Origin of the sequence: Streptomyces brasiliensis (assembly GCF_014647875.1) — a bacterium.
GTDB classification, from domain to species: Bacteria; Actinomycetota; Actinomycetes; order Streptomycetales; family Streptomycetaceae; genus Streptomyces; species Streptomyces brasiliensis.
This window is the reverse complement of record NZ_BMQA01000073.1, coordinates 1-12,602: the sequence shown is the minus strand read 5'-3', so window position 1 is coordinate 12,602 and position 12,602 is coordinate 1. Positions and strand designations below refer to the sequence as shown.

At 70.1% G+C, this 12,602-nt stretch carries 11 protein-coding genes and 2 pseudogenes; 10 read left to right on the top strand and 3 right to left on the bottom strand.

Going from position 1 to position 12,602, the window contains the following annotated elements; translation table 11 throughout:
- Positions 1-93 precede the first annotated feature (93 nt).
- Positions 94-909 (bottom strand): enoyl-CoA hydratase/isomerase family protein, encoded by an 816-nt coding sequence (locus IEZ19_RS42900; RefSeq protein WP_189316833.1) that lies wholly within the window; start codon positions 907-909, stop codon positions 94-96.
- Between the two features lie 185 nt (positions 910-1,094).
- Here IEZ19_RS42900 and IEZ19_RS42895 point away from each other — a divergent pair, with 185 nt between their 5' ends.
- From IEZ19_RS42895 to IEZ19_RS42860, 8 genes are all read left to right on the top strand, one after another.
- Positions 1,095-2,171 (top strand): phosphotransferase family protein, encoded by a 1,077-nt coding sequence (locus tag IEZ19_RS42895; protein WP_189316832.1) that lies wholly within the window; start codon positions 1,095-1,097, stop codon positions 2,169-2,171.
- Between the two features lie 19 nt (positions 2,172-2,190).
- A complete protein-coding gene (locus tag IEZ19_RS42890; protein ID WP_189316831.1) occupies positions 2,191-3,507 on the top strand; it encodes an acyl-CoA dehydrogenase family protein in 1,317 nt (438 codons plus the stop codon).
- On the top strand, positions 3,504-4,568 hold the full coding sequence (locus tag IEZ19_RS42885; protein WP_189316830.1) for a CaiB/BaiF CoA transferase family protein: 1,065 nt from the start codon (positions 3,504-3,506) through the stop codon (positions 4,566-4,568). Before IEZ19_RS42890 ends, IEZ19_RS42885 begins: the two co-directional genes overlap by 4 nt.
- Positions 4,559-4,798 (top strand): hypothetical protein, encoded by a 240-nt coding sequence (locus IEZ19_RS42880; protein ID WP_189316829.1) that lies wholly within the window; start codon positions 4,559-4,561, stop codon positions 4,796-4,798. Before IEZ19_RS42885 ends, IEZ19_RS42880 begins: the two co-directional genes overlap by 10 nt.
- A 6-nt stretch (positions 4,799-4,804) precedes the next feature.
- The gene (locus IEZ19_RS42875; RefSeq protein WP_189316828.1) at positions 4,805-5,659 is read left to right on the top strand and encodes an enoyl-CoA hydratase/isomerase family protein; all 855 of its coding nucleotides are present in this window, start codon (positions 4,805-4,807) and stop codon (positions 5,657-5,659) included.
- Entirely contained in the window at positions 5,656-5,835 is a 180-nt protein-coding gene (locus tag IEZ19_RS42870) for a CoA transferase (protein ID WP_308429076.1), read from the top strand. Before IEZ19_RS42875 ends, IEZ19_RS42870 begins: the two co-directional genes overlap by 4 nt.
- 326 nt (positions 5,836-6,161) lie before the next feature.
- Positions 6,162-8,645 (top strand): WD40/YVTN/BNR-like repeat-containing protein, encoded by a 2,484-nt coding sequence (locus IEZ19_RS42865; RefSeq protein WP_189316827.1) that lies wholly within the window; start codon positions 6,162-6,164, stop codon positions 8,643-8,645.
- Between the two features lie 453 nt (positions 8,646-9,098).
- Positions 9,099-10,367, top strand: a complete 1,269-nt coding sequence (locus tag IEZ19_RS42860; protein ID WP_189316826.1) for a PucR family transcriptional regulator — start codon at positions 9,099-9,101, stop codon at positions 10,365-10,367.
- Positions 10,368-10,598: 231 nt separating this feature from the next.
- On the opposite strand, the gene IEZ19_RS42855 is transcribed toward IEZ19_RS42860, so the two are convergent.
- The gene (locus IEZ19_RS42855; protein ID WP_189316825.1) at positions 10,599-11,147 is read right to left on the bottom strand and encodes a YciI family protein; all 549 of its coding nucleotides are present in this window, start codon (positions 11,145-11,147) and stop codon (positions 10,599-10,601) included.
- 194 nt (positions 11,148-11,341) lie between these two features.
- On the opposite strand from IEZ19_RS42855, the gene IEZ19_RS42850 reads away from it, so the two are divergent.
- Positions 11,342-11,809, top strand: a complete 468-nt coding sequence (locus IEZ19_RS42850) for an SAM-dependent methyltransferase (RefSeq protein WP_189316824.1) — start codon at positions 11,342-11,344, stop codon at positions 11,807-11,809.
- A 272-nt stretch (positions 11,810-12,081) separates the two neighbouring features.
- Positions 12,082-12,336, top strand: a pseudogene (locus IEZ19_RS51775) (hypothetical protein); the annotation flags it as partial.
- Between the two features lie 61 nt (positions 12,337-12,397).
- Here the strand turns inward: IEZ19_RS51775 and IEZ19_RS42845 are convergent.
- Positions 12,398-12,602, bottom strand: a pseudogene (locus tag IEZ19_RS42845) (catalase); the annotation flags it as partial.

Genomic DNA, 12,602 nt, shown 5'->3' with positions numbered 1-12,602 from the left:
AAGAGCCCGACGAGCGCGTTGAGGCGGCGGACACCGCGAGGGCATAGCAGGCGGCGAGCTGGCGGATGTGCTCGTGATCTGTGGGGGCGGTCGTCATCCCTTGCCGCCGTGGACGAACCTCTCCCCGATCGCCCGGTACTCGGCCGTGTCGTGCGACTGGCTCTCGGCCGCGAGGCCCATCCCGAGCGTCGCCACCATCGCGCCGCGCAGGTGCTGGTTCAGCACGCTCTTGGTCTCCCGGACGGCCTGCGGCGGCTGCGCAGCAATCTGCTCCGCCAGCGCGCGGGCCTCGCCGAGCAGGTCCGCGGCGGGGACGACGCGGTTCGCGAGCCCCAGGGCGACGGCCTCCTCGGCGGGGATCCGCTTCCCGGTGAGCAGGTACTCCTTCGCCTTGAGCAGGCTGGTGAGGAAGGGCCAGGTGACCGCACTGCCGTCCCCGGCCACTAGGCCGACGGACACGTGCGGGTCGGCGAGGAAGGCCTTGTCGGCGACCAGCACGATGTCGCACAGCGTGGCGAGTGTGCAGCCGAGCCCGACGGCGGGGCCGTTGACGGCGGCGATCACCGGGATCTCGGTGGAGAGCATCGCCTCGACGAGCTTGCGCCCCTGGCGCATGGCGCGCCTGCGAGCTTGGTAGTCGTCGGCGAACCGCAGAAAGTCATCCGTGTTTCCGCCCGCACTGAACGCCCGGCCCGCGCCGGTCAGCACTACCGCCCGCGCCTCGTCGTCGTCGTCGAGATCGGCCATGATCCGGGGGAACTCACGGTGCAGGTCGTCGTCGAACGAGTTCAGGGCGTCCGGCCGGTTGAGGGTCACCGTCACGATCCCCGCGGAACGCTCGACGAGGAGCACCGGTGGCTCCTCGGCGGCCTTCGGGTTCGCGACGTCGTCGTTGGTGCTGGTCGTCATCGTCCGTCTCCTCTGCGCGACCTCAGAAATCTATCAAATATCTGACTGTTAAACGATGCGAATGGCCCATCGTTTTCCCCGGATCGCCGATATTCGCCGATATTCGCCGACCGAACCCTTGACCGGATAGCACAGCATGTCCATAGTGACAGCAACTGTCAAAGCCAGAGGATTGGGATCCGTCAATGGCGAACCCCTCCGTCGGAGAACGTCCGGCCCCCGGCGCTGATGTCGACCTCGATGTCGCTGCCCTGCAGGCCTGGCTCGCGCCGGGCCTGGGTGCGCCCGACGCCACCTTGACCGCCGTCCGGATGGGCACGGCCACCGGGATCGGTAATGCCCTCTTCGCACTCCGCCTGGGCGACCAGGAGCTGGTCCTGCGGCGCCCGCCCGCGGTCCTGAACCACCCCAGCGCGTCGAACATGGTGCGCGAGTGGCGCATCCTCACCGCGCTGGAGGGCACCCTGGTGCCCCACCCGACCCCGCGAGCCCTGTGCGAGGACACCGCCGTCGTCGGCGTCCCGTTCCTGGTCATGGACAAGGTCGAGGGCTTCACCCCGGGCTTCGCGCTGCCCGAGCCCTTCGCCTCGGACGCGACCCTGCGCCGCGACCTCGCCCACGCGTACGTCGACGCCCTCGTCGACCTCGCCGCCGTGGACTGGCGCGCGCGAGGCCTCGAGGGCCTGGGCAAGCCCGAGGGGTTCCTGGAGCGGCAGGTGAGCCGCTGGCTCGGCCAGCTCGACCAGTACCGCACCCGGGACCTGCCCGAGCTGGACTTCCTCACCGAGTGGCTGGAGGCCAACCGGCCGCAGAACGGGCCGATCGGCCTCATGCACGGTGACTACAGCCCGTTCAACATCATGGTCGCGCCGGAGTCGCCCGGCAGGCTGGCCGCCGTGATCGACTGGGACACGGGCACCATCGGCGATCCGCTGCTCGACATCGGCCACCTGCTCGCGCGCTGGACCGACCCGGGCGAGGAGCCCGTGATCGACGCCGGCGGGCCGCCGGTGGATTACGGGGTGACCCGGGCCGAGCTCGCGGCCCGCTACGCGGAGCGCTCCCACCTCGACACCACCGACCTGCCCTACTACGCCGCCCTGGCGTTGTTCAAGCTGGCGGTAATCCTCGAGGGCACTTACCACCGGCAGGCCCGCGCCGGGGTCCCGGAGGCGGAGAACACCATGGCGCGGATCGTGCCCGGCCTGTTCACCGCCGCCGCCGAGTTCGCCCGCGGCCGACGCGCCCTCCAGCCCCGCTGACTTCGAGGAGCACACGACGATGTGGGATTTCAGCACCGAGCCCGAGTTCGAGGCCCAGCTCGCGTGGATGCGTGAGTTCGTCGAGGCCGAGGTCGCACCTCTGGAGATCCTCTGGCCGCACCACCACCACAAGGTGCCCCCGGCCTGGCTCAAGAAGGTCATCGACCCGCTCAAGGAGCAGGTCAAGGAGCGCAAGCTGTGGGCCTGCCATCTGGGCCCGGACCTCGGCGGACAGGGCTTCGGTCAGGTCAAGCTCAGCCTGATGAACGAGATCCTCGCCCCCTACCAGTGGGGCCCGACGATCTTCGGCGTGCAGGGCCCGGACACCGGCAACGCCGAGGTCCTCGCCCACTACGGCACGGCCGAGCAGAAACTGCGCTACCTCGAGCCGCTGCTGGCGGGCGAGCTGTTCTCGGCCTTCTCGATGACCGAGCCGCAGGGCGGGGCCGACCCGACCGGATTCGTCTGCCGCGCCGAGCGGGACGGGGACGACTGGGTCCTCAACGGCGAGAAGTTCTTCACCTCCAACTCCGGTGAGGCCGCGTTCCTCATCGTGATGGCGGTGACCGCCCCCGAGGCCGCCCCGCACAAGCGGATGTCGATGTTCCTCGTGCCGCGGGAGACCTCCGGCATCGAGACCGTCCGCCGGACCCAGTACTTCCTCGAGTCCGAGGACGCGATGGACCACGCGCTGCTGCGGTACAACGACGTGCGGGTCGGTCCGGACGGCCTGCTCGGCGAGCCCGGTCAGGGCTTCGAGATCGCCCAGACCCGGCTGTCCGGCGGGCGCGTGCACCACGCCATGCGCGCCGTCGGCCAGGCGCAGTTCGCCTTCGACGCCGCCTGCGAGCGCGTGCTCACCCGGCACACCAAGGGCAAGCCGTTGGCCGCGCAGCAGTTGGTCCAGCAGGCGATCACGGACAGCCACGCGCAGATCGAGCAGTTCCGGCTGTTCGTGCTGCGCACCGCGTGGATGATCGACCAGGGCAAGGGGTACACCCACGAGATCCGCCGCGACATCGCCGTCGCCAAGGTGCTGTCGGCGCGGGTCGCGCACGACGTGATCGAGCGGGCCATCCACCTCCACGGCGCGCTCGGCCTCTCCAACGAGATGCCCTTCGGCCCACTCTGGAGCCTCGTCCCGGGCTACGGCACCTGGGACGGACCCACCGAGGTCCACCAGTCCACGGCGGCACGGCTGATCCTGCGCGGCCACCAGCCCTCCCCCACCGAGTACCCGACCCGGTGGCTGCCGCCGCGGATCGAGGCCGCCCGGGCGAAGCACGCCGAGGCGCTCGCCGAGGAGGCGTCGGAGAAGACGGGGGCGACGTCGTGAGCGGCCCGCTCGACGGGATCCGGGTCGTCGAGCTCGCCGGCATCGGCCCCGGCCCTCACGCGGCCGGGATCCTCGCCGGGATGGGCGCCGACGTCCTCCGGGTGGCCCGGGACGCAGCCGGGGTGGACGACGACCCGCTCCTGCACGGGCGTCGCAGCCTGGTCGCGGATCTGCGGGACCTGGAGCAGCTGGAGCGGGTGCGGGGTCTGATCGACGTCGCGGACGTCCTCGTCGAGGGCTTCCGTCCGGGTGTCACCGAGCGGCTCGTCTACGCGCGGATGACCGGGTGGGGCCAGGGCGGCCCGCGTGTGGCCGACGCCGGGCACGACCTCAACTACCTCGCCCCAACCGGTGCGCTGCACGCCATCGGCCGGGCGAGCGGGCGCCCGGTACCGCCGCTCAACCTCGTGGCGGACTACGGCGGCGGGTCGATGCTGCTGCTCACGGGCGTGCTCGCGGCGCTGGTCGAGCGGGCCGCCTCGGGTGCGGGCCAGGTGGTGGACGTCGCGATGATCGACGGCGTCGCCCAGCTGTTGGCGCCCACCTACGCCATGCTGAAGCAGGGCATGTGGCGTGACGAGCGTCAGGCGAACCCGCTGGACGGTGGGCTCGCCTGCTACGACACCTACACGTGTGCCGACGGCCGCTGGGTCGCCGTCGGTGCGCTGGAACCGCAGTTCTGGGCGGTGCTCACCGAGCGGCTGGGACTGGACGCTGCAGTGCTGCCGGACCGGTTCGACACCGGTAAGGCGGAGGAGCTGCGGGCCGTGCTGGCCGAGGTGTTCGCCCGGCGCACCCGGGACGAGTGGGCCGCCGAGTTCCTCGGCACCGACGGGTGCGTCACCCCGGTCCTCTCCCTGGAGGAGGCCGCGGACGACCCCCAACTGGCCGCGCGCGGCACGCTGCGGCGACGGGACGGCCGGATCGAGGCCGCCCCCGCGCCGCGGTTCTCTCGCACGCCCTCGCCGGGGAACGGGGACGCCGCGCTCGTCGACTTCGCGTCGGCCGAGACGGCGTGGCCCGCCCGACCCGCCCCGACCGGCTCGCCGGCATGGACCTGACCCGCACCCCGGAGCACGAGCAGCTGGCCGAGACGGTCCGCCGGCTGGTGGCGGCCGGTGATCCGCTGTGCCGCGCTCGTCGGGCGCTCGACGATGGGGACGCCGTCGACGACGCGACCTGGAAGCAGCTCGTCGGGCTCGGCGTCCTCGACGCCGCAGCCTGCCATGTGAGACCGGCGGTCCTCCAACCGAAAGTCCAACCGAAAGGGAGCGACGATGCGCCTCGGTGACCGGGCATGAGCACCGACCGGTACGAGAACCTCCTGTGGGACGACGCAGGCGACGGCGTCGCGGTCCTCACCCTGAACCGGCCCCACCGGCACAACGGCTGGACCGTGCCGATGGTCAGGGAGACCACCGACGCTCTCGCCCACTGCGACACGGACCCGGGCGTCCGCGCGCTGGTGATCACCGGCGCAGGCGACTCCTTCTCGGTCGGCGCCGACCTCAAGTCGGGGCCGATCTCGAGCCCGGGCTCGGACGAACAGCCCGCGGACGTCCTCAAGACCCTCATCACACCGCGGGACGTGCGCAAACCCGTGATCGCGGCGATCAACGGCGACGCCATCGGGATGGGGCTGACGCTGAGCCTGCTCTGCGACATCCGGGTCGTCGCCCGGGACGCCCGGCTCGCGGTGCCGATGACCCGCCTCGGCGTCATCCCCGAGATGGGCGCGCACTGGACGCTCCCGCGCGTCGCAGGCTGGGCCGTAGCGAGCGACCTGCTGCTTACGGGGCGCCGGATCGACGGTGTGGAGGCCGTGCGGCTCGGGGTGTGCGGCGAGGCCGTCGACCGCGACCGGGTCCTCGACAGGGCCCTCGAGATCGCGCGGGACCTCGCCCACAACACCGCACCGCGCGCGGTGGCGGTGACGAAGTTCCTGCTGCGCCGGGCCGCGGACACCGGTTTCGCGGAGCTGCGCGCCGAGGAGACCGCCCTCTTCACCCGGCTCGCGCAGGAGCCGGACGCCCCGGAAGGTGTCGCGGCCTTCCTGGAGAAGCGCCCGCCGCGCTGGTCCGGCGACGCCGGGACCGAGCCGACCTGGCCGGTGCCGGGCGTCCCCGGCTCGCGGGCGGAGCAGGCCTCGTGACCGGCCCGCTGGCGGGCCTGCGGGTCGTCGAGCTGGCGGGCCTCGGGTCGGCCCCGCACGCTGCGACCCTCCTCGCCGGGCTCGGCGCGCATGTCGTGCGCGTCGCGCGCACCGCGCCGACTCCCGAGGACGAGCTGGAGGACCCGCTCGGGAAGGTCGACCGGGGATGTCGGTGAGCCGGTCGCGCCGGTAGCCCAGGTGACGCTCCAGGGCATCGCCGGAGACCTGGGCGCGCTGCCAAGCCGCGTAGTCGGCGTGCTGAACGGGCAGTTCGGGCAGCGGAGAGGGGCGTTCCGCATAGCTGGCCCGATGGGAGCTCCGTCAAACGTACGGCTGAGCGTCCGTCGACGTTCGACATCTGCTCGAAGACGCCCACCGAATCGGATCCATACAGTCCGGGCAGCCGCGTGGTGCCGGCGGCCGCGCGGATGCCCCGTAGATCGCCGAGAAGGTGATGCGCACATGCGGATGTCGACTAGATCGCCAAGAAGGTGATGCACACATGAAGAAGTCGGCCAAGCTCTTGCGTCTAGGCATATTTTTCGTTGCCGCAGGCACGGTGGCGGGCGTGACCCCCGCGGTCGTATCGAGCAGCCACGCCAGCCACGACCGGGCCACGGTGCAGGACAAGGAAAAGGTGGCGGGCGAGGACCAAGGAGAGGAAGAGGAGGAGGAAGAGGCTCCCGTCGACTACCTTGGCATCAAGGCCCAGTCCGGCCAGCCGATGTCAGCAGGGCTGATAACGCTGGCACGGAGGCAGGCGGAACGCATCGCGACCGGCGACGCCAGCAAGCCATGGCAGTTTGTAGGTGGCACCAACATCGGAGGTCGTGTCATCGACATGGCCATCGACCCCACGACCTCGCCGAGCACCGTCTACGCTGCTGTGTCCAGCGGCGGCGTCATGAAGAGCACCGACGGCGGCGTCAACTGGAAGCCCGCCTACCCGACCAACGCCCAGCAGGCCATGGGCGCAATGGCCCGGGGCTCGGACGGCACGCTGTGGGCCGGCACCGGTGAGGCGAACCCGTCCGGCGGCGGCGACACGTTCATGGGCGACGGCATCTACAAGTCGTCCGACGGCGGCGACAGTTGGCAGCAGGCGGGTCTTCAGGACAGCGGCGCGTTCGGCCGTATCGCGGTCAACCCGAAGGACGCGAGCGACGTCTGGGCGGCCGCGACGGGATCGCTGTCCTGGTCGTCCGGCCAGCGCGGTCTCTACCACCTCACCAATGGCGGTAAGGACTGGAAGCTGTCCCTCGCGCCCACTAACAAGACCACGGGCGCGATCGACGTGGCCATCGACCCGGCCAACCCGAAGATCATCCTGGCCTCGCTGTGGGACCGTTCCCGTAACGACGGCGCGTTCATGTACGGCGGCACCGGCTCCGGCCTTTACCGCTCCACGGACGGCGGCGCCACCTGGACCCGCCAGGACAACTCGACCATCAACGGCCCGGTCTGCTCGTGGGACCAGACCAAGAGCGGTCTGAACACCGACGCGGACCTCGGCCGCATCGGCATCGCGTTCGCCCCGAGCGACCCGAACCGCGTCTACATCCAGTTCGCCGGCGCCAACGGCCCCGACAAGGGCTTCTACGTCTCCAACGACGCCGGCAAGACCTGGACCTGTGGCGGCGGCGAACCCGGTTCCGTCACCGGCGGCTACGAGTGGGTCTTCGGGCGGCTGTGGGTCGACCCGGCTGACGAAAACCACCTGTTCTCCGCGGACGTGAGCCTCAAGGAGTCGAGCAACGGCGGCAACTCGTGGAGCAACTCGAGCGGCCCGCACTCCGACCACCACGCCATGGTCTGGGACCCGAACGAGCCCGGCAAGGTCTACAACGGTGACGACGGAGGCGTCTACTACTCCACTCAGAACGGCGCCACCCGCACGTGGACGAAGGCCAAGGTCGAGCCGTGGATCCAGTCGTACCACCTGGCGGTGTCGCAACAGGACTCGTCCCGCCTGGCCAGCGGCCTTCAGGACAACGGCAGCGTCCGCACCTGGACGCCGGGCGCCGAACCGACCGACCTGACGCAGGTGAACTCCTACGGCGGCGGTGACGGTCACTGGGTCCAGATCGACCCGAACAACCAGCTCGTCTACTACGCCTGTTCACAGCCGTCCCCGCCGCGGATCAGTTGCCAGCGCACAGTGGACGACGCGGCGACCGGCTCGACGTCGAGCACCCGCACCAGCTTCTCCAGCCCGGCGTGGCCGTCCGACACCCGGATCACGACCGACATGCCGATCGTGCTGGACCCGGCCGACCCGGAGTACGTCTACGTCGCGGGCACGTCGATCGCCCGCTCCGCCAAGGGCGCGGTGAACGGCACCGACGCGTGGAAGCTCATCAGCCCGGCCACGCCCGACAGCCCGGAGAGCCTGCCCGGCAAGATCCCGGCGAACGAGGTCAACCCCGACCTCTACTACGCCAACGAGTACGGCGCGGTCACCCAGATCGCCCCGGCCAAGACCACCGGCACGTCGACGTCGCCGTCCAGCACCATCTACGCGGGCACCGACACCGGCAAGGTCTGGAAGAGCACCAACGCCAACTCCGACAACCCCACCTGGACCCAGCTCGGCAAGGGCGTACTCCCGCAGCGTTGGGTCACCTCGTTGGTCGCCGACCCGACCAACGCCGACCATGTCTACGCCAGCTTCTCCTCCTACCGTGAGGGCGACCTGGCCGCGAACGTATGGGAGTCGAACGACGGCGGTGCCACCTGGACCAACATCAGCGGCAACCTGCCCAACGCCCCGGTCTGGATGGTCACTTACGACCAGGCCCACAACCAGCTGTACGTCGGCACCGACTACGGCGTCTTCAACCTGAAGAACGGCAAGAAGAACTGGGAGCGGCTCGGTTCGCAGCTGCCGAACTGCCCGGTCCTGGACGTCAAGCTGAGCGCCGACGGCGGCACCGTCTTCGCAGCCACCTTCGGCCGAGGCGTCTACCAGCTCCACGTCAAGGATTGACGGTCGCTGTCTGAGGTTCCAGCGGCTGTCACGTTCGGGCCGAGGCGGTAGAGGCCCGGAGGTGTGACGTGCGCAGGTCGAGCGCGACCGTGATCACCACGCGGTCGCGCTCGACCACGTCCGGCGCCCACCGGACGCACCGCGTAGACGAGTGGCCGAGTCCATCGTGCAGCGGGGCGTGATCACGGCGACCAGGCCGCCCGGGCAGGTCAAATGTAGCGCCTTGGCCAGGAAATGGTGGTGGATGCTGTGACCGCGAGGGGCAACGTCCCCGAACCGCAACCACGCTCGAGAACCCAACCGCAACCCCACCTACACCGTGGCCTCCTGGTTCAGCTGACGTCGGCTATCGCGCCTGGCTCACGACGCATGTGAAGACAAGGTATTGCCGCGCACGGTAACCTCATATTTACCGCATGTGGCCAACCAGTCGACGTGGCGAGAGTCGAGGCGATGGTGTCCGAGCTCCAGGCGATCGTGGATTCAATAGCCACCAGGGCCGGTCGGGCAGCTTTGATCGAGGATCGGCGGCAGCGGGTCGTGGTGTATAGCGAGCAGATCGAGCCGATGGATGAGGTGCGGCGGCTGTCGATCCTGCGTCGGCAGACGACTGCGGAGGTGATTGCGTTCTTCCGGGAGGTCGGTGTCCAGCAGGCGACCGGTGCGATCCGCACGCCGGCCTGCCCGCGGCTGGACATGCTGCCCCGGGTGTGCATCCCCATCCGGCACGGCGGCCTGCTGCTCGGGTTCTTGTGGTTCCTCGATCCGGACGAGTCGATGACCGACGAAGAGATCGCGAACGTGTCGCCGACCACGACCGACTTGGCGCTCGCGCTGTACCGCGAGAACCTGTCCGGCGAGATCGCGTCGCAGCACGAGACCGAGGCGATCCGGCTACTGCTTGCCGATGAGCCGGACGCGCGACAGCACGGAGCGTTGGCGCTGCTCGACGAGGGCGCACTGGCCGACGACGGCCCCTCGATCGCGATGGCCGCGAAGCTGATCATGTGTCCGGGCGAGCGCCTGGACGAGCCGGCGCGCATCGCGGTGGAGCAGGCCCTGCTGGAGAGCCGGCGCTGGCTGCGACCGCGCCAGGCCGTGCACATGTCGCGGTACGACCACGGCGTGCTGCTCGTGCGCTGCAAGCGGCGCCGCACCGGCGTCGAGGTGCGCGAGATCGCCGCCCGCCTGAACGCGGGCCTGCAGAGTGCGGTCCGTGGGCTACCGTCGGTGTCCGGCGCGGTGGTCGGCGTCGGCCAAATCCGCTCCGGGCTGGCCGAGTTGCGCGAGTCCTACGATGAGGCCACGCTCGCTGTGCGAGTCGCGCTGCAGCTTCCAGCGGTCGGCCCGATCGCCCGGTGGTCCAAGCTCGGCATCTACCGGGTGCTCTCGCAGCTGACCAGCGAGGACATACGCAGCGCGAGCGTCCATCCCGGCCTGGAGAAACTGCTCGACAACCCACTGCACCTGCCGCTGCTCGAGACCCTGGAGACCTACCTCGACCTGGCCTGCAGCGCCGGCGCCACCGCCCAACAGATGAACCTGCACCGCACATCTCTGTACTACCGGCTGCAACGGGTCGAAGAGCTCGCAGATACCAGCCTCAAAGATGGACACGAGCGTCTGTCGCTGCACCTCGCGCTCAAGGTGGCGCGACTAGCCGGCCGATACCGGCCGGGCGCCGACACGGGGGGCGTGGTCGAGCACGCGGGCACCGGCTGAGCCGGCCGGGCGGGCACCGTCTCTCACCTGGCTCAAGCCGGCCGAATGGCAGGCGGGTGCGGTGCACCGCTGCTGGAAGGCGACATCGCTTACGAACTTGATCTTGTGCGCGGCCTCCAGCAGCTCGGTTGAGGAACGGCGTCGGACGTCACGGCGGTTCGGGTGAAACACGGCGATGCTGAGTGATCGGACGGACTTCGGCGGTGACGTCGGCCTGGACGTCCTTGGTCATCACGGCCGCCCGCCGAACTGCCAAATGTGCACCTCGATGTCGACGTACCGGTCCGGAGTCAGGATGGCCCGTGCCGTCTCCGGGTCCGGCGCTCGCAGCAACACCGCCGTACCCAGCCAGGTGGCACCGTCGTCGGACAGCAGCGGTCCGTAAGCGATCAACTCGTCCAGGTCGGGCGGCAGCGCGAGGTCGGCGGCCTGCCCCGTGCCGACGCCGAGCACCAGATACCGATTGCCGCCGGTCCGGCCGCCGGGGAAGTCCCACATGGTGCGCCCCAGCGTGTTGCGCCATCGTCGCAGCAGCACGTCCCGGTAGACGCGGGCCTGGTAGTTCGGCTCGTCAAAGGCGAACGCACGGGCAGCGGCGGGATCGGGCAGGTCGACGATGTGCACGCTTCCGGTGGGTGTGTCGCCGTCCTCGGCGAGAGTCGGGCCCCGGGCGATCATCTCCTTCGCGTACTGGTCCATGTACGACCAGTGCTCTTCGAGTAGCTCGTCGCGCAGCGGCAGAGAGCCGGGCCGGTCGCGGTGGTAGCAGAGGAACTCCATGCCCATAGGGTCTCTTCAAGGGCGTAACCAAGGCGAGCGAGTTTCACTGTGATGACTGCCCGGCAGTCTCATCCAAGAGCACCCATGCCGATGCGACACTGCCAAACTGGGCTCGCTGACAGGTCAGGACCTGGTTCACGGCGGTGCCGATCGCCTTGATGCAGGCATGGGTGCAGCGGGGATAGCCTCTGGCCATGCCGAGCTTCGAGATCACACCGATAGGTACGGTCCGGAACAACCGGACGGACGTCCAGCACACGGACAACTGGGGTGCCGTCCGCAGCACAATCACCATCGACGAGCGCTTCGGAGAGGCCTGCCTCCAGGGTCTGGAAGGCTTCTCCCACGTGGAGGTCCTCTTCGTCTTCGACCAGTTCCCGGAACACGACGACTACCGTGAACCCCGCCCCTACCGCGGCCGCTCCGATCTCCCGCCCGTTGGCATCTTCGCCGGCCGCGGCCCCCGCAGACCGAACCGCATCGGGGTGACGCCCTGCGCCATCGAATCCGTCCACGGCCGCGAACTGACGGTGGTGGGCCTCGACGCGGTCTCGGGCACCCCGGTCATCGACCTGAAGCCGACGATGGAGGAGTTCCGCCCGGTGAACATCAAGCAGCCGGAATGGGTCTGCCGTCTGATGTCGGAGTACTTCCTGCCGTAAGACGTGGCGACCAGGGTGATCGATGCCGGCACAGCGCGGTCGTCACACCCTGCCGGCCGCCGCCTTGTACCCGCACCGGCGGCTCCGGCGCCACGTCCTGGAAGATCTCCCACAGCCCGTCCGGCACCAGCCGCTCAACTATCCCCATGCCCGGGCAGCGAGCCATGACCGATCACGACACCGTTCCGCGAACTCCCGCTGACTCCCGACCCGGTGCTGTGGGGGTTGTCCGGCCTGCCTGGAAGGAACAGACACGGGACCGCATGGACCGCATGGACCGCAGGCCGACGCTGATCGTGGTGGCGGTGGCCGTCGCCGCGGTTCTGCTGCCGTGGCCTTGGCCGTGCTGGTGCGGCTGGTACGCACCCGGCGCGACCTGCGCCGGGCCTGTCTGTCCACCGGCCCGCGCTGGGTGTTCTGGGACGCGGTGGCCCAACTGCTGCTGCCCGCCGACCTGCTGCCGGAGCCCGCTGTACCTGGACGACATCGGCGTGCCGCTGATCGCGCTGTGTGGCGTGCGCGCCGCCGCCCCCGCCGCCGGACGGTGACAGGTCGGCGTCCAGGGGCGGCGGGCGGGCGGGCGAACGGTCAGCGGGTCACGATGTGCCGTTCGTCCGGAACGCAGTGGGTCATGACCAGGCCCGCCACGTTCCGCGGCGGATTCTTGCCCAGGTTGGCGAGGCGCTGCTGGTCCTCGTCGGTGAGGGTCTGGTCGTCCAGCGGTTTGAGCGCCGCGACGTCCTCGGGGCCGATCCCGAGGCCCTGGCCGACCTTGAGGCCGAGCTCGTTCTCG